Source organism: Paraburkholderia sp. GW821-FHT02A12, assembly GCF_059422005.1.
Map to the genome: position 1 here is coordinate 2455340 of NZ_JBWKWA010000001.1, position 25421 is coordinate 2480760.

The following is a 25421-nucleotide window of genomic DNA, read 5'->3' on the forward strand; positions in this document are numbered from 1 at the left end:
GGTCTGCGTCTGGCTTTGCCTCTCTGCTTGCGGCGCGTGACCTGCAGAACGGTGGCAAATCACGTGCGGCGAACGCTCCCGAACCACACTCACTCAGACTATCTGTTGCGCATGCAACCGTGCAATGTGGTCTGCATCATAACCTAGCGATTGCAGGACTTCATCGGTATGTTCACCCAGTTCCGGGCCGAGCCAGCGGGTTTCGCCGGGCGTTTCCGAGAGCTTCGGCGTGACCGCCGGCAACGTGATTTCCTGGCCGTCCTGCCACTTGAAGCGCTGGATCATCTGACGCGCGATGAACTGCGGATCGGTAAACATGTCGGCAACGCTGTAGATGCGGCCGACCGGGACGTCGGCGGCATTCAGTACGGCGAGCGCTTCGTCGATGGTGCGCGTGGCGAGCCACGCGGCGATCGCGGCGTCGATTTCCTGAGTGCGCGGCACGCGGCCGTCGTTGTGCGCCAACGTGGGATCGTTCGCCAGATCATCGCGTTCGATCGCCAGCATCAGCCGTTTGAAAATCGGATCGCTGTTGCCTCCGATCACGATGCTGCCGTCGCGGCACGGATACGTGTTCGACGGCACGATGCCCGGCAGCGACGCGCCGGTGCGCTCGCGCACCATGCCGTACACGCCGTATTCCGGCACCACGCTTTCCATCATGTTGAACACGGCCTCGTACAGCGCGACGTCGACGACCTGCCCTTTGCCGCCGTTCACCTGCTTGTGATGCAGCGCCATCAGCGCGCCGATCACGCCATGCAGCGCGGCGATCGAGTCGCCGATCGAAATGCCGATGCGCGGCGGCGGCAAGTCGGGATAGCCTGTGATGTGGCGCAAGCCGCCCATTGATTCGGCAATCGCGCCGAATCCGGGCCGGTCGCGATACGGTCCGGTCTGGCCGTAGCCGGACAAACGCACCATCACGAGGCTGGGATTCTCTGCGGACAACACGTCGTAGCCGAGCCCAAGCTTCTCGAGCAGCCCGGGCCGGAAATTCTCGACGACGATATCCGCCTCTTTCGCGAGACGCCGCACGATCTCCTTGCCCTCTTCGGCTTTCAGATTGATCGTCACGGATTTCTTGTTGCGCGCCTGCACGGCCCACCACAGCGACGTGCCGCCGACTTCCGGGTAGAGCTTGCGCCATTTGCGCAGCGGGTCGCCGCCTTTGGGATCTTCGATCTTGATGACGTCGGCGCCGAACTCGCCGAGAAAGCGCGCGGCGAACGGGCCGGCGATCAGCGTGCCGAGTTCGAGCACCTTGACGCCGGCGAGCGGGCCTTTGGGCGCGGCGGTTGCGCTTGATTCGGGGATGGCGCTCATGGGGTCTCCTTTGTTCTATTCCGGCGGCGTCGCTTAAGGTGTGCGCGGCGGTGCGCGCGGTTGGTCGGCGCGGCGGGCGCAGCAAGTGCCTCGGCTACATCGAGCGCCGGTCGAGCATCGCGCGGGCGATTGTGCCGGCGTCGACGTATTCGAGTTCGCCGCCCACCGGCACGCCGCGCGCGAGGCGCGTTACGGCAAGCCCGCGCGCCTTGAGCGTCTGCCCGAGGTAATGCGCGGTGGCCTCGCCTTCGTTGGTGAAATTGGTCGCGAGCACGACTTCCTTGACGATGCCGTCCGACGCGCGTTTGACCAGCCGGTCGAAATGAATCTCCTTAGGGCCGATGCCGTCGAGCGGACTGAGCCGCCCCATCAGTACGAAATAGAGGCCGCGATAGGTCATCGTCTGTTCGAGCATGATCTGGTCGGCGGGCGTCTCGACGACGCACAGCAGCGTGGGATCGCGCTCAGAATCGAGGCAGACCTCGCAGATCTGCGCTTCGGTAAAGGTGTTGCACTTCTCGCAGTGCTGCAGATGCTCGGTCGCGAACAGCAGCGAGCGGCCGAGCTTTTCGGCGCCGTCGCGGTCGTGCTGCATCAGGTGGTACGCCATGCGTTGCGCGGACTTCGGCCCGACACCGGGCAGCACGCGCAGCGCTTCGACGAGCGCCGACAAGGCGGAAGGTTGTTTCATGCGGATCGGCGGCGTCGAAGTGGGTGTTGCCCGTCATGTTGCCAGAGAGCGGGAGCGATGCGGCTCCGTCGGCGCGCAGGCGAATCAGGCGGGCGCGCCTGACTGACAAGCCAGGACGAACTGGGACGAGCACACAAAGAACGTGACTCGTGCGTTCAGCGGACGCCGCGGCGGCAGCTGCCGCGGCGCTCGTCCCGCCTTGCAGCGGCTGCGCTCAGAACGGCAGCTTGAAGCCCGGCGGCAGCGGCAGGCCCGAGGTCATGCCGCCCATCTTTTCCTGGGCGGTGGCTTCGGCCTTGCGCACGGCGTCGTTGAACGCAGCGGCGACGAGGTCTTCCAGCATGTCCTTGTCGTCCGCGAGCAGGCTCGGATCGATCGATACGCGGCGCACGTCGTTCTTGCAGGTCATCGTCACCTTGACGAGACCGGCGCCCGACTGCCCCTCGACTTCGATCTGCGCGAGTTGCTCCTGCATCTTCTTCATGTTTTCCTGCATCTGCTGGGCTTGCTTCATCAGCCCGGCGAGTTGGCCTTTCATCATGGACATGCTCCTTCTTGATAGCGTGAAATCCGGAAATCGGGCGCTCCACGGCGCGGCGAATCAGTGAGCGGACGGCGCGCCGTTCGGGCCGGCGTCCTGCGTAATCGGGCGGATCGAGCCGGGCACGATGCTCGCGCCAAACTCGCGGATCAGCGACTGCACGAACGGATCGGCGCCGATCTCGCGCTCCGCTTCCTGCTGACGCTGGGCGCGCATGGCGGCGTCGTGCGCGGCCGCGGTGCGGCGTGCCGGACCGACTTCGACCAGCACTTCGACGTTCCGGCCGAGCTTTTCGGCGAGCGCGGTTTTCAGTTTAGCGACCTGCGAGGCTTCCGCGTACTGCGGCACCGGCACGTTCAGCTTGAGCGTGGCGCCTTCGAGGGCCATCAGTTCGCTGTTGAATGCCAACTGGTACGAAATGCCTTTGAGCGGCAGGCCGACGGCAAGCGCGGGCCAGTCGCCTTCGAAGCCCAGCGGGTCGAGCGGCACGGCCGGCGGCAGCGGGCGTTTGTCGACCACCGGCGCGGGCGCGGACGGCGCCGCGGCGCTTACGCGGACGTCGTCAGGGCCGCTGTCGAACACAGGCACATCATTGTCTTCCGGCAGGCCGTAATAGCCTTCGTCCGCTGGCGAGAGCGGCAAGTAATCGTCGGGCGGCATGTCGTCCCACGGCGGGACCGGCGAGCCGCTCTGCTCCGCGCCGCTGCTTTGCGCCGGCGACGAAGACGCCCGCGCGGCGGGTGCGGTGTCCTGCTGCGGCGCGCGGCGCGGGGCGCCCGGCGTAGGCACGGGCACGACGACGCGCGGCGCGGCGGGTTTCGGCGTGGCCGGCGTGGAAGGCTTGGCGATCGGCGCGGCAGAGGCGCGGCCACGGTCCGATGAGACCTTCAAACCGGCGCTGCGCAAGACGTCTAGCGCCGCGCTGGCGCCGCCCGCGCGGCGCGGCGGGATATCGGCTGCGGCTGCGGCCTCCGCCGAGCTTTCCTCGCCGCCTGCCGTCGCGGCGGCGGCCGGTGCGGCGGGCGGTTGCGCGGGCGCTTCGTCGGCGCCGCTGTCTGCCGCGGATGGTTCGTTGCCGACGGGCTCGGCGGCCTGTTCGGCTTGCGTGGCTGCTACTTCGCGAGCGGGCTGCACCGGCGCTTCGCTCGGCGCCGCGGCCATTTCGACAGCGTCCGGCGCCGGGGTGGCGTTCTGCGCGACGACATGGGCGGACGATTCCGGCGCTACGCCGTCTGATGCCTCGAGCGTGGACGCATTGCTTTGCGACGCCTGGGAGGCAGGTTCGCTTGCCGCGGATGTCGACTCCATCGACGCCGTAACTTGAGCGGCTTCCGGTTGCTTCTGGCCCTTGGCTTCGGCGTCAACCGGTCGGACCTCAGCCGCTGCGTTTGGCGCATCAGCCACGCTCGCGTTTTCCACAGCGGGCTTGTCCGACGCCTCCGCTACCTCAGGCTCAGCGCTCTTCGCTGCTGTCGCCTCATCAATGCGCGGCTCGCGCACTGATGAGGCAGCACCCGCTGCCGGCGCCGCAGGAATCGACGCAGCTCGCGGCGCAACCGCATCTGCCGGACGCACCGCCGGCGGACGCGCGGACGCCGCCGCCTGCGACGCAGCCACCGCCGGCGTATCGGCGCGTTTAGCGCCGCTCGAATTCGACGGTCCCGCCGCGCGGCCTGAACCCGCCGCCCCGCCGCCACCGCCGGTGGGCGCCGGTTCGAACGCCAGCATGCGCAACAGCGTCATCGTGAAGCCGGCATATTCGTCGGGAGCGAGACCCAGTTCGCTTCGGCCGACCGTCGCGATCTGATAAAACAACTGCACCTGCTCGGCGCTCAGCGCTTCGGCAAAACGACGCAAATCGCCCGCCTCCGGCCACTCGTCCAGCACCGACGACGGCGCGAATTGCGCCCACGCGATCCGATGCAGCAAGCTCGCCAGATCCTGCAATGCTGTCGAAAACGACAGGCTGCGCAACGCCATCTCGTCCGCGACCGCCAGCACCGCGGCGCCGTCGCCGTCGGCAAGCGCGCCGAGCAGACGAATCAGATAGCTCTGATCGAGCGCGCCGAGCATTCCGCGCACCGCATCTTCACTGACCTGATTGGCCGAATAGGCAATCGCCTGATCGGTCAGCGAGAGCGCGTCGCGCATCGAACCATCGGCCGCGCGCGCGAGCAGGCGCAGCGCCTGGGCGTCGAACGGCACCTGCTCTTCGCCGAGAATATGTTCGAGATGCGAGACGATGTGCCCGGCCGGCATCTGCTTCAGATTGAATTGCAGACAGCGCGAGAGCACCGTGACCGGAATCTTCTGCGGGTCAGTGGTGGCCAGAATGAACTTGACGTGCGACGGCGGTTCTTCCAGCGTCTTCAACATCGCGTTGAACGCATGGTTGGTCAGCATGTGCACTTCGTCGATCATGTAGACCTTGAAGCGCGCATCGACCGGCGCATAAACTGCCCGCTCCAGCAACGCGGCCATTTCGTCGACGCCGCGATTACTCGCCGCGTCCATCTCGACATAATCGACAAAGCGGCCTTCATCGATCTCGCGACACGCGCGGCACACGCCGCACGGCGTCGAGGTCACACCGGTTTCGCAATTCAGCGCCTTGGCGAAGATGCGCGACAGCGTCGTTTTGCCGACGCCGCGGGTGCCGGTAAACAAATAGGCATGATGCAGACGGCCACCGTCGAGCGCGTGCGTGAGCGCGCGCACCACGTGCTCCTGTCCGACGAGCGAAGCGAAATCCTTCGGCCGCCATTTGCGTGCGAGAACTTGATAGGTCATCCGGAAATTGTATCAGTAACGATGCCGCGCAAAGCCGAATCGACAGCGCACGAACGCGTGTTGTCGCTTCATTGAAATTGGCTAACGAACTGATAGAAAAAAATAGATGGGCCGCGCAAAATTCACGCCGACAACAACAAAGGATCTGGGAAGAACAACAGGAAGCAAAGCGGAAGAAAAAGGAAGGTGACGAGCCCGACCCTCGGCACTGGTGGAAAACGGCTGTGGCTGCTTCGTTCCCGACCTGACCAGGTTGACCATCCCTCCATGCGAGGAGGCCCGTCACGAAACATTCTATCACTGCTTGGCCCGTCGCGCGACTGTTAATACGACCAAAGCTCCTCCGGAGCGCCGAATCAGGGCCTTCGCTCAATATAGGCAACCGCACCGGCCGCACGCGCGCGAGCCACTTGTGTTTGCCGTCCGAGCCACCAGATAAGGTGCGTAGCAGTGCATGGAACGTAGCGGAACTTCACCGGCAGCCAATGGCCCCACTGCCCTTGATGAGTACTATCACCCCCGGCAACGCATAGCGAATTAAGCTAAACTGCCGTACGGATGACCCGCAAACGCGAGCCTTCCGCACATTCCTGAAATGGTTTTTGGCCTTTTCAGGCGTGTGCCGGCAGACTCCAATTGCGGCAAAGCGAACGGAAGTTTCCTTAGGTTTTGGTGTATCGTGGCGAGCAATTCAGGCGGGCCTCGAACCGATAGAGGTATTCATACAATGAGCGAACAAATCAAGCATATTAGCGACGCATCGTTCGAACAGGACGTCGTGAAATCCGATAAACCCGTGCTGCTCGATTTCTGGGCTGAATGGTGCGGTCCGTGCAAGATGATCGCGCCGATCCTCGACGAAGTCGCGAAGGATTACGCCGATCGCCTGCAAATCGCCAAGATCAACGTCGACGAGCATCAATCGACGCCGGTCAAGTTCGGCGTGCGCGGCATCCCCACGCTGATCCTGTTCAAGAACGGCGCTGTCGCCGCGCAGAAAGTCGGCGCACTGTCGAAATCGCAACTCACCGCGTTCCTCGACGGCAACCTGTAAAGCGGAGCGCGTCGGTGCGCCTCGAGACCCCTCGGAAACTTGAGGCGCATCGCCTTGAGCGTGTTGTCAGCCGGCAACACGCTCAATAAGAAAGATGCCATGCCGCCGCACTGGCGGAAATTGGCGTGTGCTATGCTAGAATCCGCAAAACGTCGAAAAGACGTGTAAGTCCTTGAGCGGTTCCGCTCACTCTCCTCCCAGATTTCATTTCGTCGCATCTTCTCCTGCGGGTTCTCCGTATGCATTTATCCGAGCTTAAGACTCTGCACGTGTCCGAATTGATCGAGATGGCCAACGGCCTCGAGATCGAAAGTGCGAACCGCCTGCGCAAGCAGGAATTGATGTTCGCCATTCTAAAAAAACGAGCCAAAACGGGCGACACGATCTTCGGCGACGGCACGCTCGAAGTGCTGCCGGACGGCTTCGGTTTCCTGCGATCCCCGGAAACCTCCTATCTCGCCAGCACGGACGATATCTACATCAGCCCGTCGCAAATCCGCCGCTTCAACCTGCATACGGGCGACACGATCGAAGGCGAGGTGCGCACGCCTAAAGACGGCGAACGCTATTTCGCGCTGGTGAAGGTGGACAAGGTCAACGGCCAGCCGCCGGAAGCCTCGAAACACAAGATCATGTTCGAAAACCTGACGCCGCTGCACCCGAACAAGGTGCTGCTGCTCGAACGTGAAATGCGCGGTGAAGAAAACGTCACGGGCCGCATCATCGACATGATCGCGCCGATCGGCAAGGGCCAGCGCGGCTTGCTGGTCGCGTCGCCGAAGTCGGGCAAGACCGTGATGCTGCAGCACATCGCGCATGCGATCAAACAGAACCATCCGGATGTCGTGCTGTTCGTGTTGCTGATCGACGAACGCCCGGAAGAAGTGACCGAAATGCAGCGTTCGGTGGCCGGCGAAGTGATCGCCTCCACCTTCGACGAACCGGCTGCGCGTCACGTGCAAGTCGCCGAAATGGTGATCGAAAAAGCCAAGCGCCTCGTCGAAATGAAGAACGACGTGGTGATTCTGCTCGACTCGATCACGCGTCTCGCACGCGCATACAACACGGTGGTGCCGGCCTCGGGCAAGGTGCTGACGGGCGGTGTCGACGCGAACGCGCTGCAACGTCCGAAGCGCTTCTTCGGCGCGGCGCGCAATATCGAAGAAGGCGGCTCGCTCACCATCATCGGCACGGCGCTGATCGAAACCGGCAGCCGCATGGACGACGTGATCTACGAAGAATTCAAGGGCACCGGCAACATGGAAGTGCACCTGGAACGCCGCCTTGCTGAAAAGCGCGTCTATCCGTCGATCAACCTGAACAAGTCCGGCACGCGCCGCGAAGAACTGCTGATCAAGCCCGAAGTGCTGCAAAAGATCTGGGTGCTGCGCAAGTTCATTCACGACATGGACGAAGTCGAATCGATGGAATTCCTGCTCGACAAGATCCGCCAGACGAAGAGCAACTCCGAGTTCTTCGACATGATGCGTCGTGGCGGCGGCGGCTAAAACCTGGTCCCGCGCTAGCCGCATCGCGTAAGAAAGCCGCTCGCCGCAAACGAGCGGCTTTTTTTCGCCTGCAAGAAATGCGCGCCACTGCATGCACGCCGCTGCAGGCTATCCCGAAAACGTGTACGTGAACGTACACGTTTTGCTATAATGCGAACACTCCGTCATGCCTCTCGCCGCTTATGTCGAAGGACTCACCCACCCTGCTGACCGTGCGCGACGCCGCCGAACGCCTCGGCGTCACGCCGCGCACGCTGAAATACTACGAGGAACGCGGCCTCGTCTCGCCCACGCGCAGCGAGGGCCGCTACCGGCTTTACGACGAAGAAGACCTCAAGCGCTTCGGCCGGATTTTGCGTCTGCGCTCGCTTGGCTTCTCGCTGCACGGCATCACGGAAATGCTCAAACGTCCGCTCGAAGCGGTCGGCGGCACCCACCGCTATTCCAACGAATCGCTACAGCAGATTCGCGACGCCATCGCGCAACAGGTCGACGCGCTCGACACGCGCATCGATGCGATGCGCCGTGAACTCAAGGAAGCGCAAAGGCTCAGAGCCGAACTGAGCCCCGATCTGGACTATCTCGAACGGCGTCTCGCCGGCGAGAATGCCGACACGCTGCTGGAACAGCGCCGCAACGCACTCGCCAAAGCCGGGAGCACGAACACGCCGCCACTCGCGAAGCGCCCCAGAAAGCCGGGCGAATCCACATGAGTGCGACGTCGTCCCGCGTCCCCTTGTTCAGCGTCGAAAAGCTGCGCGGCGATTTTTTCCCTTGGGTATTGGCCGTCGTCACCGGCCTCGACTATTTCGACAACTCGATCTTTTCGTTCTTCACCAGCCACATCGCGGGCGGCATCAATGCTTCGCCCGACGAACTCGTGTGGGCGTCGAGCGCGTACGCGGTTGCGGCCGTGCTCGGCATCCTGCAACAACAGTGGTGGGTCGAACGCTTCGGTTACCGGCGCTACGTGGCCGGCTGCATGCTGCTCTATTCAGTCGGCGCGGTCGCCGCCGCGCTGTGCGAGTCGTCGATCGAACTCGCGTTCGCGCGCGGCTTTCAAGGCTACTTTGTCGGCCCGATGATGGGCACCTGCCGCATCCTGATCCAGATGAGCTTCACGCCGCAACAACGGCCGGCGGCGACACGAGCGTTTCTCATACTGATCGTGTTGAGCAGCGCGCTCGCGCCGTTGATCGGCGGCCAGCTGGTCGCGCATTTCGACTGGCGCGCGCTGTTCGCCTGCACGGCGCCGGTGGGCGTGCTGTTCGCCGTGCTGGCCATGCTCGCGCTGCCCGACTCGGGCAATCGCCTACCGGAGGAACGCGGTTCGGCGCATTTCTGGCCGTACATCATCTTCGCGTTCGCGCAAGGTGCGCTGCAAATCGTGATGCAGCAAGTGCGCTTCCAGTTGTTCAGCGCGTCGCCGGGGCTGATTCTTCTCACGGTCGCGGGGATCGTCGCGCTGGGCTGGTTTGCCCACCACCAATGGCATCATCCGGCTCCGCTCGTGCGCCTGCATGCGCTGCGCGAAAAAGTCTTCCAGGTCGGGCTCGTGCTGTACATGTTCTACTATTACGTCTCGACCGTTTTCAGCTATCTGATCTCACGCTTTCTCGAAAGCGGTCTCGGCTATCCGGTCGAAAACACGGGTCAACTGGTCGGCGTCACGTCGCTGATTTCAGCCAGCGCACTGTTCGTCTACCTGCGCTACGCGAAGCTCCTGCCGCGCAAAAAATGGATCATCGTGCCGGGCTTCGCGGTGGCGGCGTTCACCGCGGCGTGGATGACGCGCATGTCGCCGGGCGTCGGCGAGGCGGCGTTGATCGTGCCGCTGCTGCTGCGCGGCTTACTGCTGTTGTTCATCGTGCTGCCGGTTGCCAATCTGACGTTTAGAATCTTCGCTATTGAAGAGTTCACGCACGGCTACCGGCTGAAAAACATCGTGCGGCAATTGACGATCTCGTTTGCGACGGCCTCGGTGATCATCGTCGAGCAGCATCGGCAGGCGCTGCATCAAACGCGGCTCGCGGAGTTCGTGAATCCGTACAATCCAGCCTTCCAGGGTTCGCTTGCCGCGTTGACCAACAGCTTTGCCGCCGCGGGCCGCTCGCCGTCCGAAGCGCACTCGCTCGCGGTGGTGGAAATCAGCCGGACGATCATGCAGCAGGCGAGCTTTTTGACGTCGCTGGACGGTTTTTACTTCCTGATCGGCATAGCGATATGCGGCGGCATTTTTGCCGCGTGGCAAAATCAGATCGACTAGGGGTTTCATCAGGCCATGCTTTCGAAACTCACTCAATGGCTCGGCACGCGCCGCCGCGACCGCGCGCTGCGCGAGTACGCAATCGACGACGCGCTCTGGCAAGCCACGCTCGATGGCCTGCCGTTCCTCGCGCACCTCGACGCGCCGAATCTCGTGCGCCTGCGCGAACTGACGAGCCTGTTCATCGCGCAAAAGAAGTTTTCGACCGCGCACGAGCTCGAGCTGACCAACGCGATGACCGTTGCGATCGCCGCGCAAGCCTGCTTGCCGGTGCTGAACCTGAGCCTCGACCTGTATCGCGGCTGGGTCGGCGTGATCGTCTATCCGGGCGAGTTCGTGATCCGCAAAACAGTCGAGGACGAAGACGGCGTGGTGCACGAAGTCGAACACGATGCGAGCGGCGAAGCGTGGGAAGGCGGGCCGGTGGTGCTGTCGTGGGAAGACGCGCAGATGACGGACGGCACGGATGCGTACAACGTCGTGATTCATGAATTCGCGCACAAGATCGACATGCTGACCGGCGAAGCGGACGGCCATCCGCCGCTCTTGCGCCGCTGGCATGCGCCGCTCGATTCACAGGCGTGGGCAGACGTCTTCGACCACGCCTACGACCACTTCTGCGCCAAAGTCGACGCAGTGCCGGAGCGCCGCTGGGCGCGTTTCGAGCGTGATTCGCTGATCGATCCTTACGCTGCCGATCATCCATCGGAATTTTTTGCCGTTTGCAGCGAGGCGCTGTTCGTCAAACCGCAGGCGTTCGAGGCCGAGTACCCGGAGCTGTACCGGCTGCTGGCCCGCTATTACCGGCAGGACCCGGCGCGCGTGGGCGTAGCGTTCACACCGGCATAACAATGGCCGAGGCCCGCCCAATAAGGGCCGCCGTGCAGCCCAGGCAATCAGAACCAGCGGGTAGAAAGCTCGCCAACCGTCTGATTTTCTGGCATAATCGCCGTTTTTCGACCCTAGGCAAGTGGCTCGCGCCAAGATGCGGTTAGCGTTATGTGTTCTTTACGCGGCTGCACGCGGGTTGGCTACCGCCAGATTAAAGGAAAGACCATGAAAGAAGGTATTCACCCGGATTACCGCGAAGTCCTGTTCATCGATATGTCGAACGACTTCAAGTTTGTGACGCGCTCGACCATCCAGACGCGTGAAACCGCCGAATTCAACGGCAAGACTTACCCGCTCGCCAAGATCGAAGTGTCGTCGGAATCGCATCCGTTCTACACCGGCCAACAAAAGATCATGGACACGGCTGGCCGCGTCGAAAAGTTCAACAAGAAGTTCGGCTCGCGCGCTACCGGCAAGGCAGCAGCGAAGTAATACGCGCCTCGTCGCCGGCCATGGGCCGGCTGCGAAGCAGCAGCAAAAAAGGGCAGCGCGAGCTGCCCTTTTTTGTCACCTCATGCCGGGCGCTCGTACATAGCGCTGACGGCGCCGCCCGTTCCAGCGGCATTGTTACCAGCGCCCCGACGACGTTGCGAGTCATTACCGGCCGTGACGCGCATCGCACCGCACGACTACAATGCCGGATGCTCCGAATCGGCCATTCCACCGGACATTCCGTCCGGTGCCGGCTGCACCGCTTATCCGATATCCACACACCGCATGAGACCTGCCGTTCGCCTCACAGCCTCTGCGACCAGCGCATTGCCGCGCTGGCTGCTGCTGACCATCTGTATCGTCTACGCATCGTTTGGCCTCTTCGGCCGCGATCCGTGGAAGAACGAGGACGCAGCCGGCTTCGGCGTCATGTGGACGATGGCCAGCGGCGGCGCCCACGATTGGCTGCTGCCGAATCTGCTCGGCAAATACCTTACGGAAGACGGCCCGCTCGGCTACTGGCTCGGCGCCAGCGCGATCCGCGTGCTGGCGCCGTGGGTCGATGCGAGCAACGCGTCGCGGGTCTTCACCGGCCTGCTGTTCTGCGCGGGCTGCGCGTTCGTCTGGTATGCGGCCTACCTGCTCGGCCGGCGCGCCGAAGTCCAGCCGTTCAAGTATGCGTTCGGCGGCGAGCCGGAACCGCGCGACTACGGCCGCACCCTCGCCGACGGCGCACTGCTGATCCTGCTCGCGTGCTTCGGCCTCGCCGAACGCGGCCACGAAACCACGCCGCAACTGGCGCAGTTCGTCGGCATCGCGATGCTCGTGTACGGGCTCGTGCGGATGATCGACAAGCCGATTCAGGGCGCGCTGATCTGGGGCCTCGCGCTCGGACTGGTGACGCTCGCCAGCAGTCCGGTGCTGGTCGGCGCATTGCTGCTCGGCACGCTGGCGATGACGTTGATCGTGCGCGAGGCGCGTTCGCGCTGGCTGCTGCTGGCCGGTTTGCCGGTCGCACTGGCGCTGTCGGTCGCGTGGCCGATCGCGGCGCTCGCCACGTTTCCCGACGACGCCGTCTGGTACCTGAATCAATGGGTGCACGTGAGCGTGAGCTCGTTTGCCGGGCCGCCCGGCTCGGTGGCGAAATACGCGCTGAAAAACCTGCCGCTGTTCACGTGGCCGGCGTGGCCGCTGGCGATCTGGGCGTGGTTCAGCTGGTCGGGCCTGCGGCGCGCGCCGCACGTGGCGATTCCGCTGTCGGTGATCGGGCCGCTGCTGGTGCTCGTCGTGCTGCAAAGCCATCAGTCGAACCGGCTTTACATGCTGTTGCTGCCGCCGCTCGCGGTACTGGCCACGTTCGCGCTGCCCACGCTCAAACGCGGCGCAATCAACGCGATCGACTGGTTCGCGCTGCTGAGCTTCACGATACTCGGCAGTTTCGTCTGGCTGGTGTACGTGGCCGGACTAACCGGCTTCCCGCATCCGCTTGCACGCAATCTCGCGCGGCTCGCGCCGGGTTTCGCGCCCCAGTTCAAGATTCTGTCGTTCGTGTGCGCGGTCGCTGTGACCGTGTGCTGGTTCGTGCTGGTGCAGTGGCGTCTCGCGCGTCATCCGAAAGTCTTGTGGCGCAGCGTGGTGCTGTCGAGCGCCGGCACCACGCTGATGTGGGTACTGCTGATGACGCTGTGGCTGCCGGTCGTCAACTACAGCCGGACCTATAAGGACGTCGCCGAACAGATCGCGAGCCATCTGCCGGAGGACTACACCTGCATCTCGCCGGTGCGCCTCGGCAATGCGCAGATCGCGACCTTCGCCTATTTCGGCGACATGCATTTCTCGTTCGATCAGGATTGCGACGTGATCCTGCGCCAGGACACCCAGGATTTCGGCGAGCCCAGCGCGATGTCGGACTTCGTCTGGAAGCTGGTGTGGGAAGGCCGCCGCGTGGCCGACCGTGACGAACGCTTCCGCTTGTACGTGCGCATCGACCGTCCGAAGCCGCCGGTCGTCAAACGCCGCAACTGGCGCAAGAAGCCGGATTGAGCATGTTCGCCGACGTACGGAAAATCGCCGGGCTCGCGTGGCCCGTGCTGATCGGCCAGTTGGCGATCATCGCCTTCGGAGTGATCGATACGGCGATGGTCGGCCGCTATTCGGCCGTCGATCTCGCCGCGCTCGGCCTCGGCTCGTCGATCTACATTTCCGTCTACATCGGCCTGACCGGCATTCTGACCGCGCTGCAACCCATTACCGCGCAACTCTACGGCGCGCGCCGCTACATCGAGATCGGCGAGGAAGTTCGGCAGGCGCTATGGCTCGCGCTCGCGTTGACCGTGATCGGTTTCCTGATTCTCTATTTTCCGGGGCCGATGCTGAGGCTGGCGCGCGTACCTGACGCGCTGCACGAACGCACGGTCGCCTACCTGCGGATTCTGTCGTTCGGCTTGCCGGCGAGCCTTGCGTTTCGCGTCTACAGTTCGCTGACCAATGCCGTCGGCAAACCGCGGCTGGTGATGATCCTGCAGATCAGCGCGCTGCTGCTCAAGTTTCCGCTCAACACGTGGTTCATCTTCGGCGGCCTCGGCGTGCCGGCGATGGGCGGCCCGGGCTGCGCGCTCGCCAGTATCGCGATCAACTGGGGGCTCGCTCTGGTCGGCATGCTGCTGTTGACGCGCGTCGACGTGTTCACCCCTTTCGCGATTTTCGCGCGCTTCTGCTGGCCGGTCTGGCGGCGCCAGGCGGCGCAGCTGCGGCTCGGCATTCCGATGGGCCTGTCGTATCTGATCGAAGTCACCTCGTACACGTTCATGGCGCTCTTCATTGCGCGCTTCGGCACGACGACGCTTGCCGGCCACCAGATCGCGGGCAACATCGGCGCGGTGCTATATATGACGCCGCTGTCGATCGGCATCGCATCGTCCACGCTGGTCGCCCAGGCGCTCGGCGCGCATCGTCACGAAGCGGCGCGCACGTTGTCGCGTCACGGCATCATGATGGCCGTGACGATTGCGCTCTGCTACGGCGCGATCGTGCTGGTGCTGCGACCGTACGTGATCGAAGGCTACACGCCGGATGCGCAGGTGGCCGCGGCTGCGATGCCGCTGGTGCTGATCGTCGTGTGCTATCACCTGTTCGATGCATTGCAGATCACCACCGCGTTCGTGCTGCGCGCCTACAAGGTGGCGATCGTGCCGACCGTGATCTATGCGATTGCGTTGTGGGGCGTGGGGCTGGGCGGCGGCTATCTGCTCGGCTTCAATGTGAGCGGCGCCATACCCGAGTGGCTGACGGGCGCGCGAGGGTTCTGGGTCGCGAATACGGCGAGCCTGGTGATTGCCGGTATTGGCTTGCTGCTGTACTGGCGGGTTGTCAGTAAGCGGTATTTGCGCGTCGAGACAGTGGTCAGGGCGGATTCGGCGGCTTGACGCGAAGCGGATGGCCGCACGTATGGGAAAGTGCCCCTTCCTGGAAAACCATGCTTTTGGGTTAGCTGCCGGCACGTCGTGCAAGTTGGCTGCTGAAATTGACCGTTAGTTGCATTCGGCTCCAGATAAAAAGCGGCTGCACCCAGCAGCCGCTCCACCCTACCCTGCCGTCATCTCAAGCCGCTTGCGCTTCGCTCGATGCCTGATCGTGCCGCTCGAAAATCTCCCGCGCCGCGAACAGCGCGTTCAGCGCCGCCGGGAATCCCGCGTAGAGCGCCATCTGCATGAAGACCTCGACGATCTCTTCGCGCGAGCAGCCGACGTTCAGCGCCGCCTCGATATGCACTTTCAACTGCGGCTGCGCGCAGCCGAGCGTTGCCAGTGAGGCAATCGTCGCGATCTCTCGCGCGCGCAGATCGAGTTGCGGCCGGCTGTAAATATCGCCGAAGCCGAATTCGAGCAACAGGCGTCCGAAATCCGGCGCAATCGGCGCGAGTGCGGCGATCACCTGCTCGCCGGCCGAGCCGTCGATTTCCTTCAGTTTGTTCCAGCCTCGGGTGTAGCGATCGTTTTGTGCGTGTTCCATGGTGAGTCCTTTTCCGAATGCGATTGAGTTTCGTCGATTTGTCGTGTCGGATGCTGCTCAGCGGGATGCCGCCCAGCGGGATGCCGCCCAGCCGCTTCGTAGTACGCGATCTTGTCGACGATAACGCCGAGGTTGGTCTGCAACTCGGCGATCCGCGCCAGAACCTCGTCCCGATGCGCCATCAGCATCTCGCGCCGCTCGCCTATCGTGGGCTGACCTTCGGCCCGCAATGCGGCGAATGCCTGCATCCCGGCGATCGGCATACCGGTCGCCTTCAGGCGCATCACGAACTGCAACCAGTCGAGATCGGCAGGCGAATACAGGCGATGCCCCGCCTGCGTACGCCCGACGGCCCGAATCAGACCGGCCTGTTCGTAATAGCGCAGCGTGTGAGTCGAGACGCCCAGCGCTTGCGCGACCTGGCCGATGGTGAGTGCTTTCGACATTTTCGACATGACGGTACTCAGGTTAGGACTTCGAGTGCACTCTAAGTCAAGAGAATTGCGCTGTCATTCAGCGACGCGTTGATCGATAAGCGCACAACGGCTTATGTGCGAGGCAAAAGGTTTAAATATTGTCGAGACTGATTTACTTGTCATGAATCGATCGGTATAAATCGACGGCGTTCGCAAATAAGGGCGCGCAATTTGTCCTATCCTTAAGCGCAGCGCCTGCTGACAGGATGCGTCGTCCGTTCCCGGCTAACTTTTTTTGCCCTCAATGGAGTGCTTGCCATGCTGAAGAAGCTTCTCATGCTTTGCGTTGCTTTGGCTTTGTCGCTGTCGGCCGGATTCGCGGCGGCCGTCGAAGTGAATTCCGCCGACCAGGCCGCGCTCGAATCGGTCAAGGGCATCGGCCCGGTTCACGCAAAAGCGATCATCGACGAACGCACCAGGAACGGCCCCTTCAAGGACGCTGACGATCTCGCCGCCCGCGTCAAAGGCATCGGCACCAAATCGGTGACCAACCTCGAGGCGGCGGGCCTGACGATCAACGGCTCGTCCGCACCGCCGACCGGCGCCAAGCCGGCCGCGAAGTCGACCAGCGCCGCAAGCACCAAGGCAGCGCCGGCGGCTGCACCTGCGGCTACCACGCCGACCACAGCGCCGGCCGCAGCATCGGGCACGAAAGCTTCGAAGTCGAACAAGAAGAGCAAAGCCGCGGCGTCCGATGCGGCAGCGGCTTCGGCACCGGTTACTGCGGCAGCAGCCAGCGCGCCGGCCGACGCGTCCGGCACCAAGGCTTCGAAGAAAAAGGCGAAGAAGAGCAAGGCGGCGTCGGCTGCTGCGGCCTCCGGCGGCGCGTAATATCGGCTTGAGCATCGGCAGCGTGATGGCCGCGCTTACGCCGCCGTCCGCCTCGCCTTCCCGGCGCCGCGCAACCGCGCAGCGTTTTCAACCCGCCGACCCGTCAAGCACGAGTCGGCATTCAAGAGAGACCGTCATGAGCCTACTCGACACTATTGGTTCCCTGGTTGGCAAATCGCCCGAGGGCGGCGGCCAGCAAGCCCTGGTTTCCGCCGCGCTCGAATTCGTCAATAACCAGCCGGGCGGCTTGAACGGCCTGATCGACCGCTTCAAGGAAAAGGGCCTCGGCGACGTCGTTTCGTCGTGGGTCAGTAACGGCGAGAACCAGCCGATCGCACCGGATGCACTGCACAGCGTGCTCGGCTCGGATGCCGTCGCCAGCCTCGCGGAGAAAGCCGGCGTGCAGCCGGATCAGGTCACCGGACTCCTGTCGCAGATTTTGCCGCACGTCGTCAACGCGGCCACACCGGAAGGCGAAGTGCCCGCCGAAGGTCAACTGAATGCGCCGACCGTGCTCGGCGCGCTCGGCGGCCTGTCGGCGTTGTTCGGCAAGGGCAACGCGTAAGCGGGCCCCATCATCGGCCTCGTCGTCGACCTCGTCGTCGGCCTCATGCGCGGGCTCGTCAGGCATCCTGACCGCCCGTCAAAGGGTGAAAAAAAGCGGCAACGAAGTCACCTTCGTTGCCGCTTTTGATTTTGCCAGATGAGTTTGGCAAAGGACTTTGGCAGATTCGGCCCGCACCTCAGCCGTTCCCTGCCGAACGCCGGTCGCTTAATGCACGACGCGTTCGAACACCAGCTTGCCGTCTTCCACTTCGACCGGAATCACATCCTTCGGGCCGAACTTGCCGGCGAGAATCAGCTTCGCGACCGGATTTTCGATCTCCTGCTGGATCGCACGCTTTAACGGCCGCGCACCGAACAGCGGATCGTAGCCGACCTTGCCGACGTGCTCGAGCGCCGCGTCCGACACCACCAGTTGCATGTCGAGCCTGGCAAGCCGTTCATGCAGACGCTGCAGCTGAATCCGCGCGATCGACTGGATATTCGAGCGGTCGAGCGCATGAAACACCACGACGTCGTCGATCCGGTTAAGGAATTCGGGCCGGAAATGCAGCTTCACTTCTTCCCAGACCGCATCCTTCACTGCTTCCTGCGGCTCGCCGACCATCGACTGGATCAATTGCGAGCCGAGGTTCGACGTCATTACGATCACCGTGTTCTTGAAGTCCACGGTACGGCCCTGGCCGTCGGTCATGCGGCCGTCATCGAGCACTTGCAGCAGCACGTTGAACACGTCCGGATGAGCCTTCTCGATTTCGTCGAGCAGGATCACGCTGTACGGTTTGCGGCGCACGGCTTCGGTCAGATAACCGCCTTCCTCGTAACCGACGTACCCCGGCGGCGCACCGATCAAACGCGCGACGCTATGCTTCTCCATGAATTCGCTCATGTCGATGCGGATCAGATGATCCTCCGAATCGAACAGGAACGACGCCAGTGCCTTGCACAGCTCGGTCTTGCCCACGCCGGTCGGCCCGAGGAACAGGAACGAACCATACGGCCGGTTCGGATCCGCCAGACCTGCCCGCGAACGGCGGATCGCATCGGCGACCGCGCTGATCGCCTCGTCCTGACCCACCACGCGGTCGTGCAGTTTCTCCTCGATCTGCAGCAGCTTTTCGCGCTCGCCCTGCATCATGCGCGACACCGGAATGCCGGTTGAACGCGACACGACTTCGGCGATTTCCTCCGCGCCGACCTGCGTGCGTAACAGGCGCGGCCGGGTCGGGTTGTTCTGCTCTTTCGCCTCGGCCTGGGTCACTTCCTTCAGCTGAGCCTCGAGCCCCGGCAGCTTGCCGTATTGCAACTCGGCGACCTTCTCCAGCTTGCCTTCGCGCTGCAAACGCGTGATTTCCGCACGCGTTTTCTCAATCTCTTCCTTCAGTTGCGCGCTGCCCTGCACCGCGGCTTTTTCCGCGGTCCAGATTTCTTCGAGGTCCGAATATTCGCGATCCAGCCGCTCGATTTCTTCCTCGATCAATTGCAGACGCTTTTGCGACGCTTCATCCTTTTCCTTCTTGACCGCTTCGCGTTCGATCTTCAACTGGATCAAACGACGGTCGAGCCGGTCCATTTCTTCCGGCTTCGAGTCGATTTCCATCTTGATCTTCGAAGCGGCTTCGTCGATCAGGTCGATCGCCTTGTCCGGCAGAAAACGGTCCGTGATATAGCGATGCGACAGTTCGGCTGCCGCGACGATCGCCGGGTCGGTGATATCGACGCCGTGATGCAGCTCGTACTTCTCCTGCAAACCGCGCAGGATCGCGATGGTGGCCTCGACAGTCGGCTCGTCGACCAGCACCTTCTGGAAGCGGCGTTCGAGCGCAGCATCCTTCTCGATGTACTTGCGATATTCGTCGAGCGTGGTGGCGCCGACGCAATGCAATTCGCCGCGCGAGAGCGCCGGCTTGAGCATATTGCCCGCGTCCATTGCGCCTTCCGCTTTGCCCGCACCGACCATCGTGTGAATCTCGTCGATGAAGACGATGGTCTGGCCTTCGTCTTTCGCGATGTCGTTCAAGACGGCCTTCAGGCGTTCTTCAAACTCGCCGCGATACTTGGCGCCGGCCAGCAAGGCCGCCATGTCCAACGACAGCACGCGCTTGCCCTTCAGCGTTTCCGGCACCTCGCCGTTGACGATGCGCTGCGCCAGGCCTTCGACGATCGCGGTCTTTCCCACGCCCGGCTCGCCGATCAGCACCGGATTGTTCTTGGTGCGGCGCTGCAGGATCTGAATCGAACGGCGGATCTCGTCGTCGCGGCCGATCACCGGATCGAGCTTGCCTGCACGCGCGCGCTCGGTCAGATCGATGGTGTACTTCTTCAGCGCTTCGCGCTGGCTTTCGGCGTCCTGGCTATGCACCTGCGAGCCGCCGCGCACCGCGGCAATCGCGCTTTCCAGCGACTTGCGCGACAGGCCGTGCTGACGCGCGAGGCGGCCCGCCTCGCCTTTGTCGTCGGCGATGGCGAGCAGGAACATTTCGCTCGCAATGAACGTGTCGTTGAGTTTTTGTGCTTCCTTGTCGGCCTGGTTCAGCAAGCCGGTCAGCTCGCGGCCGATCTGCACGTTGCCGTCGGTGCCCTGCACCTGCGGCAGGCGCGTCATCGCGTCGTTCAACGCGGTTTGCAGCGCCTGGACATGCACGCCGGCACGCGAGAGCAGCGAGCGCGCCGAACCGTCCTGCTGGGCGACGAGCGCCGAAAGGACATGGACCGGTTCAATGTATTGATTGTCGTGGCCGACGGCCAGACTCTGCGCATCAGCCAGCGCTTCCTGGAATTTAGTGGTGAGTTTGTCGATTCTCATCAAGAGACCTCCAATTTCGATTACCACCAAAATGAGGCGTTTTGCGCGGGTTTCAAGCGCTTTTTTGCATCAAGCGACAACTATTTAACATTTGATGCGCGAGATCTGCCGCGCCGGCTTCAGCCCGCCGGCGCCGCGCCGCCGCCGGCGGGCGTGGCCGGTGCGATCGGCACGATCGGAATTGCCGTACTCAGGCCGAGGACCGCAGCCAGCGGACCGTGCGGCTGCGCGACTTCGCCGATGGTATGACGGTCGAGTTCGGCAAAGAACGCATTGCGCGCCGCTTCGAGCGCCCCTTTCAGACGGCATTGCGCCGTAATGACGCAGGCGCGGCGCTCACCGTGCTCGTCCGGGAAACAGCCGGCCAACGCAAAGTCGCTTTCGGTGGCGCGCACAATTTCGCCGACCGTCAGCGCGCTGGTCTGCTCGGCCAGACGCAAGCCGCCGTTGCGCCCGCGCACAGTCTCGACCCAGCCGAGTTCGCCGAGCTGCTGCACGACTTTCATCAGGTGATTCCGGGAGATCCCATAGGCCTCGGAAATGTCCTGGATCGTCGATAATCCCTCGCCGCGGACGGCGAGATACAACAGGACGCGCAGCGAATAGTCCGTATAGTCGGTCAGTCTCATAAGTACTAATGCCACAATGAGCGCAAGCCGCGATCCGGGAGATAACCGCGTCGATGCAAGGGTTGCCGGGGGCCGTCGCTTCGCCATAAGATGCAGGCGCTACGCATATTTTTGTGCGTTGACTGGCGGTATTTGTCTTTCGGCAGTAATGGTAACGTTTCCCGCTTGGGCCATTCATGCGAAAAGCGGGGCATTCGCGGCCTAGTTCCTTCCGTATCGACTCAGTTTGAGGCCATTCGTGACTGTCTGTGGCGCCATGTGGCGCGCTGTGGCGATCCGCGACGAATGGCGGCATCTTATGGAAATTGCATGAATCCATCCTTCCCCGCAGCGCCGGTTGTCGAGCGCGCCGCCGAGCCCACCGACGCGAATATCCGCGGCCTCGTCTACGGTTTTTACGACCGCGTGCGCGCCGATCCGCTGCTCGGTCCCGTGTTCGAAACAACGCTGGCGGGCCGCTGGGACGACCATCTGCCGAAGATGTGCACGTTCTGGGCGAGCCTCGTGCTGGGTGCGAAGCAATACCGCGGCAACGTGCAGCAGGCGCATCAGCCGCTCGAGGGGATCGAGCCGCAACATTTCAGCCGCTGGCTGTATCTGTTCCTGGGCACGGTGGAATCGCGCTATGAACCGGCTGCGGCGATCCGCTTCATGGAGCCGGCGCTGCGCATCGCACAGAGTTTGCAGTTGAGCCGCTTCGGCTGGGATTACACGATTCCGGCGGAACAGCAGGCATTGCTGGAGCGCATCGCGCCCAGGCGGCATCCACGCGACGATGAGCCGCACGACTCACATGACTCGCGCGCATCGGCGCGGCCACGCGGCGAGCCGTTTCCGGCCCGGATCATCGGCAAAACGCAGGACGATTGAACGACGTGCGTGAAGCGCGCCCTTCGGCGAATCCGAACGGTGCGCGGATTACTTCGCCGTCCGGTTAGCCGATTCGATGCCCCAACGGGCGAGTGCGGCGTCGTCGGCGACGCGCGCATCGACCCAGCGTTCGCCCTCCTCGGTCCTCTCTTTCTTCCAGAACGGCGCCTGGGTCTTCAGATAGTCCATCACGAATTCACACGACGCAAAAGCGTCGCCGCGATGCGCGGCAGTCGTCGCCACCAGCACGATCTGGTCGAGCGGATAGAGCTTGCCGACCCGATGCACGATCAGCACCTCGATCCCCGGCCAACGCTCTCGCGCGCTCACGACAATCGCCTCCAGCGACTTCTCCGTCATGCCCGGATAGTGTTCGAGCTCCATCGTTTCGACTGCGCTGCCTTCGTTCAGATCGCGCACGGTGCCGACGAAACAGGCCACCGCGCCGATCTTCGGATTGAGCGCGCGCAGCGCGGCAACCTCGGCAGAGAGGTCGAAGTCTTCCGTTTGTACGCGAACGGGCATGGCAGGCTCCTGTGCGGTCGAGCGGCTCTTCAGCGCAGTTCAGCCGCCGGTGACGGGCGGAAAGAACGCGACTTCGCAATCTTCCGTGATGCGTGTGCCGGCGCCGGTCATCACGTGATTGCACGCCATGCGCAGCGCGCGGCCTTCGGCAAGGGTGTCGGCCCAGATGCCGCCGCGCACGCGCAGCCACGCGCGCACATCGCCGACCGTGGCGATGCCGTCGGGCAGGTCGACCATTTCGTCGGCCGTCTCGAGCGCTTCGCGCACACTTGCAAAATATCTGAGTTGAATCTTCATCGGGATGCCACCGGCCGTTGCCGGCCTTAGTTCAGCAATTCGGAAAAGGGAATGAAACGCACGGTCTCGCCGGCGCTGATCGCGTGATTCGGTGGATTGTCGATCAGGCCGTCGCCCCATACCGTCGACGTCAGCACGGCTGAACTCTGATTCGGGAACAGATCGAGACCGCCGGCCGGATTGACGCGTGCGCGCAGGAATTCGTTGCGGCGGTCAGCCTTGTTCTGCGTGAAGTCGGCGCGCAGCGACAGCGCGCGCGGCGCGACCGTACGCACACCGGCGAGGCGCAGGACGAACGGGCGTACGAACAGCAGGAAGGTGACGAAGCTCGACACCGGGTTGCCCGGCAAACCGATGAAGAAAGTTTGGTCCGACGTGACGGCATCGGCTTGCGGCGGCGTGCGGCGCACCGCGCCAAAGGCGAGCGGCTTGCCGGGTTTCATCGCGATTTGCCACATCGACAGGCGCCCTTCGGCTTCGACCGCGGGTTTCACGTGATCCTCCTCGCCCACCGACACGCCGCCGCAGGTCAGAATCAGATCATGCGCCTGGGCGGCCTCGCGTAATGTCGCGCGGGTCGCATCGAGCTTGTCCGGGACGATGCCGTAGTCCGTGACCTCGCAGCCGAGGTTTTCCAGCAGCCCGCGCAGCGTAAAGCGGTTCGAGTTGTAGATCGCGCCCGGTTTCAGCGGCTCGCCGGGCATCGTCAGTTCGTCTCCGGTGAAGAAAACGGCGACTTTTACACGGCGGCGCACGTGCAATTCCGCGCAACCGACCGAGGCGGCGAGTCCCAGTGCTTGCGGTGTCAGGCGTGTGCCCGCGGGCAGGATGATCGAACCGCTGCGGATGTCCGCGCCTTGTGCTGTGATCCATTCGCCCGGTTTGGGGCTGTGCAGGATCGTGACATCGTCGCCAGCGGCTTCGGTTTGCTCCTGCATCACGATTGCGTCGGCGCCAGGCGGCACCGTTGCGCCCGTGAAGATGCGGGCTGCTGTGTTTGCCTTTAAGGGTTCCGGGGCGTGGCCCGCCGGGATGCGTTGGGAGACCGGGAACCGGCGGTTGCCATGCGCCAGGTCTCCGGTGCTTAGTGCGTAACCGTCCATTGAACTTGTGTTCATTGGAGGGACGTCCAGTAGCGAGACGACGTCTTCCGATAGCACGCGGTTTAGCGCTTCCAGCGTGGGGATCGATTCTGTACCGGCGATTGGGCTCGCGGCGCCAAGCAATGTCGCCAAGGCGTCGGCGGTTGAGAGCATTGGAGCGCGGGGCGTTGGGGTGGACATCGGGGTTCGGAGCCGCAGGTTAAAAGAATATTGTAGCGGTCGATGGGGGTGCCCTGGGGAGCGCGCCCCCCGTCGCGCCCGATGCTCATGGCTTTAGTCGCCCGCTTAATCGCCCGCTTAGTTGCCCGCTTAGTTGCCCGCTTAGTTGCCCGTTTAATCGCCCGTTTAATCGCCCGCTTAATCGCCGGTGTTCGCCATCACGAAGTCCTTCACGCGCTGCACGTCCGCCGGCAGCACCTCGAAACGTTGCGGCAACGACTCCAAACCCGAAAACGCGGCCGGACGCTCCGGTTCGCGCAGCAGCGCTTCGCGGATCGTTTCGCCAAACTTGATCGGCTGCGCCGTCTCCAGCACGACCATCGGAATGCCCGGCTGCAAATGTTCACGCGCGACCTTCAAACCGTCGGCCGTGTGCGTGTCGATCATCGTGTCGTAGCGCTCGAATACGTCGCGGATCGCTTCCACCCGGTCTTCGTGGCTGCTGCGGCCCGACACGAAACCGAATTCCTTCACGCGCGCAAAATCGCCGCTCGCCGCCAGATCGAAACCACCCTTCTCTTCGACGTCGCGGAACAGTTGCAGCACCCGCGCCGGATCGCGCCCGAGCAGGTCGAACACGAAACGCTCGAAGTTCGATGCCTTCGAAATGTCCATGCTCGGGCTGCTCGTGTGATACGTCTCAGCCGCCTTGCGCACACGGTAAATGCCCGTGCGGAAAAACTCGTCCAGCACGTCGTTTTCGTTCGTCGCCACTACCAGCTTCTCGATCGGCAAGCCCATCATCCGCGCAATGTGACCCGCGCAAACATTGCCGAAGTTGCCCGACGGCACCGTGAACGACACGCGCTCGTCGTTTGACTTCGTCGCGGCAAAATAGCCCTTGAAGTAGTACACGACCTGCGCCACGACGCGCGCCCAGTTGATCGAGTTGACCGTGCCGATCTTGTACTTCGCCTTGAACGCGTGATCGTTCGACACAGCCTTGACGATGTCCTGGCAGTCATCGAACACGCCCTCAACCGCGAGGTTGAAAATGTTCGGGTCCTGCAAGCTGTACATCTGCGCGGTCTGGAACGCGCTCATCTTCTTGTGCGGCGACAGCATGAACACGCGAATGCCCTGCTTGCCGCGCATCGCGTATTCGGCCGCGCTGCCGGTGTCGCCCGAGGTCGCGCCGAGAATGTTCAGCGTCTCGCCGTGCCTCGCCAGCGCGTACTCGAACAGGTTGCCGATCAGCTGCATCGCCATGTCCTTGAACGCGAGCGTCGGACCGTTCGACAGTTCGAGCAGCGACAGCGGCGCGCCGTTCTCGACACCCAGCGTCTTCAGCGGCGTGATCTGTGCGGCGCTTTCGTCGTCGCGGACGTTGCAGTAGGTCTCGGCCGTGTAGGTCTTGCGCGTCAGCGCGCGCAGATCTTCGGCGGGAATGTCGTCGCTGAATTTCGCCAGGATCTCGAAGGCGAGATCGGCGTACGGCAGCGTGCGCCAGCGCGTCAGTTCGTCAGCGGAAACGCGCGGATATTCGGCGGGCAGGTACAGGCCGCCGTCTTTCGCGAGACCGCCCAGCAGGATGTCGGAAAACGTATGGCGCTCGCCGGCTCCGGCGCCGCGCGTGGAGAGGTAGTTCATA

Annotated in this window: 23 protein-coding genes and 1 other RNA gene; 11 read left to right on the forward strand and 13 right to left on the reverse strand. The window is 63.3% G+C overall.

Going from position 1 to position 25421, the window contains the following annotated elements; all coding sequences use genetic code 11:
- Positions 1-93: 93 nt before the first annotated feature.
- The 5 genes from AC07WT_RS11035 to ffs form a co-directional block, all read right to left on the reverse strand.
- Positions 94-1326 (reverse strand): CaiB/BaiF CoA transferase family protein, encoded by a 1233-nt coding sequence (locus tag AC07WT_RS11035; RefSeq protein WP_494947126.1) that lies wholly within the window; start codon positions 1324-1326, stop codon positions 94-96.
- 94 nt (positions 1327-1420) lie between these two features.
- Positions 1421-2017, reverse strand: a complete 597-nt coding sequence (gene recR, locus AC07WT_RS11040) for a recombination mediator RecR (protein ID WP_494947127.1) — start codon at positions 2015-2017, stop codon at positions 1421-1423.
- Between the two features lie 214 nt (positions 2018-2231).
- Positions 2232-2558: a YbaB/EbfC family nucleoid-associated protein gene (locus AC07WT_RS11045; RefSeq protein ID WP_006048866.1), complete on the reverse strand. Its 327-nt coding sequence runs from the start codon at positions 2556-2558 to the stop codon at positions 2232-2234.
- A gap of 60 nt (positions 2559-2618) precedes the next feature.
- Entirely contained in the window at positions 2619-5348 is a 2730-nt protein-coding gene (gene dnaX / locus AC07WT_RS11050; protein ID WP_494947128.1) for a DNA polymerase III subunit gamma/tau, read from the reverse strand.
- A gap of 185 nt (positions 5349-5533) precedes the next feature.
- An RNA gene (gene ffs, locus AC07WT_RS11055) (signal recognition particle sRNA small type) lies at positions 5534-5632 on the reverse strand.
- Positions 5633-6075: 443 nt separating this feature from the next.
- Here ffs and trxA point away from each other — a divergent pair.
- The 8 genes from trxA (at position 6076) to AC07WT_RS11095 (ending at position 14924) form a co-directional block, all read left to right on the forward strand.
- Positions 6076-6402, forward strand: a complete 327-nt coding sequence (gene trxA, locus AC07WT_RS11060; protein WP_006048864.1) for a thioredoxin TrxA — start codon at positions 6076-6078, stop codon at positions 6400-6402.
- A 239-nt stretch (positions 6403-6641) separates the two neighbouring features.
- A complete protein-coding gene (gene rho / locus AC07WT_RS11065; protein ID WP_492592446.1) occupies positions 6642-7910 on the forward strand; it encodes a transcription termination factor Rho in 1269 nt (422 codons plus the stop codon).
- Between the two features lie 182 nt (positions 7911-8092).
- A complete protein-coding gene (locus AC07WT_RS11070) occupies positions 8093-8623 on the forward strand; it encodes a MerR family transcriptional regulator (protein WP_494947129.1) in 531 nt (176 codons plus the stop codon).
- Entirely contained in the window at positions 8620-10176 is a 1557-nt protein-coding gene (locus AC07WT_RS11075; protein WP_492592448.1) for an MFS transporter, read from the forward strand. Before AC07WT_RS11070 ends, AC07WT_RS11075 begins: the two co-directional genes overlap by 4 nt.
- A gap of 15 nt (positions 10177-10191) precedes the next feature.
- A complete protein-coding gene (locus tag AC07WT_RS11080) occupies positions 10192-11025 on the forward strand; it encodes a M90 family metallopeptidase (RefSeq protein ID WP_494947130.1) in 834 nt (277 codons plus the stop codon).
- Positions 11026-11232: 207 nt separating this feature from the next.
- The gene (locus AC07WT_RS11085; protein ID WP_042323790.1) at positions 11233-11499 is read left to right on the forward strand and encodes a type B 50S ribosomal protein L31; all 267 of its coding nucleotides are present in this window, start codon (positions 11233-11235) and stop codon (positions 11497-11499) included.
- A 285-nt stretch (positions 11500-11784) separates the two neighbouring features.
- Positions 11785-13542, forward strand: coding sequence for an ArnT family glycosyltransferase (locus AC07WT_RS11090; RefSeq protein ID WP_494947131.1), 1758 nt, complete (start codon positions 11785-11787; stop codon positions 13540-13542).
- 2 nt (positions 13543-13544) lie between these two features.
- Positions 13545-14924, forward strand: a complete 1380-nt coding sequence (locus AC07WT_RS11095) for an MATE family efflux transporter (RefSeq protein ID WP_494947132.1) — start codon at positions 13545-13547, stop codon at positions 14922-14924.
- 175 nt (positions 14925-15099) lie between these two features.
- On the opposite strand, the gene AC07WT_RS11100 is transcribed toward AC07WT_RS11095, so the two are convergent.
- Both AC07WT_RS11100 and AC07WT_RS11105 read right to left on the reverse strand, forming a co-directional pair.
- The gene (locus AC07WT_RS11100; protein WP_494947133.1) at positions 15100-15510 is read right to left on the reverse strand and encodes a carboxymuconolactone decarboxylase family protein; all 411 of its coding nucleotides are present in this window, start codon (positions 15508-15510) and stop codon (positions 15100-15102) included.
- Positions 15462-15965 carry a MerR family transcriptional regulator gene (locus tag AC07WT_RS11105; RefSeq protein WP_494947134.1) on the reverse strand — a complete coding sequence of 168 codons (504 nt, stop codon included), beginning with the start codon at positions 15963-15965 and terminating at the stop codon, positions 15462-15464. The genes AC07WT_RS11100 and AC07WT_RS11105 overlap by 49 nt, the downstream gene beginning before the upstream one ends.
- A 279-nt stretch (positions 15966-16244) precedes the next feature.
- Here AC07WT_RS11105 and AC07WT_RS11110 point away from each other — a divergent pair, with 279 nt between their 5' ends.
- Together AC07WT_RS11110 and AC07WT_RS11115 are read left to right on the forward strand one after the other, a co-directional pair.
- Positions 16245-16817, forward strand: coding sequence for a ComEA family DNA-binding protein (locus tag AC07WT_RS11110; RefSeq protein ID WP_494947135.1), 573 nt, complete (start codon positions 16245-16247; stop codon positions 16815-16817).
- A gap of 25 nt (positions 16818-16842) precedes the next feature.
- Positions 16843-17382: a YidB family protein gene (locus AC07WT_RS11115; RefSeq protein WP_494948420.1), complete on the forward strand. Its 540-nt coding sequence runs from the start codon at positions 16843-16845 to the stop codon at positions 17380-17382.
- Between the two features lie 207 nt (positions 17383-17589).
- Here AC07WT_RS11115 and clpB read toward each other — a convergent pair whose 3' ends face one another.
- Together clpB and AC07WT_RS11125 are read right to left on the reverse strand one after the other, a co-directional pair.
- A complete protein-coding gene (gene clpB / locus AC07WT_RS11120; RefSeq protein ID WP_494947136.1) occupies positions 17590-20187 on the reverse strand; it encodes an ATP-dependent chaperone ClpB in 2598 nt (865 codons plus the stop codon).
- A gap of 119 nt (positions 20188-20306) precedes the next feature.
- The gene (locus tag AC07WT_RS11125; protein ID WP_492592455.1) at positions 20307-20816 is read right to left on the reverse strand and encodes an Rrf2 family transcriptional regulator; all 510 of its coding nucleotides are present in this window, start codon (positions 20814-20816) and stop codon (positions 20307-20309) included.
- Positions 20817-21125: 309 nt separating this feature from the next.
- Between AC07WT_RS11125 and AC07WT_RS11130 the strand changes: the two genes are divergently transcribed.
- Complete coding sequence (locus AC07WT_RS11130) at positions 21126-21686, forward strand: group III truncated hemoglobin (protein ID WP_494947137.1); 561 nt, start codon at positions 21126-21128, stop codon at positions 21684-21686.
- A 48-nt stretch (positions 21687-21734) separates the two neighbouring features.
- On the opposite strand, the gene moaE is transcribed toward AC07WT_RS11130, so the two are convergent.
- From moaE to thrC, 4 genes are all read right to left on the reverse strand, one after another.
- Positions 21735-22211 carry a molybdopterin synthase catalytic subunit MoaE gene (gene moaE / locus AC07WT_RS11135; RefSeq protein WP_494947138.1) on the reverse strand — a complete coding sequence of 159 codons (477 nt, stop codon included), beginning with the start codon at positions 22209-22211 and terminating at the stop codon, positions 21735-21737.
- 39 nt (positions 22212-22250) lie between these two features.
- On the reverse strand, positions 22251-22508 hold the full coding sequence (gene moaD / locus AC07WT_RS11140; RefSeq protein WP_494947139.1) for a molybdopterin converting factor subunit 1: 258 nt from the start codon (positions 22506-22508) through the stop codon (positions 22251-22253).
- A 26-nt stretch (positions 22509-22534) separates the two neighbouring features.
- Positions 22535-23764 (reverse strand): molybdopterin molybdotransferase MoeA, encoded by a 1230-nt coding sequence (locus AC07WT_RS11145; protein WP_494947140.1) that lies wholly within the window; start codon positions 23762-23764, stop codon positions 22535-22537.
- A gap of 204 nt (positions 23765-23968) precedes the next feature.
- Positions 23969-25420: a threonine synthase gene (gene thrC, locus AC07WT_RS11150; RefSeq protein WP_494947141.1), complete on the reverse strand. Its 1452-nt coding sequence runs from the start codon at positions 25418-25420 to the stop codon at positions 23969-23971.
- Position 25421 lies beyond the last annotated feature (1 nt).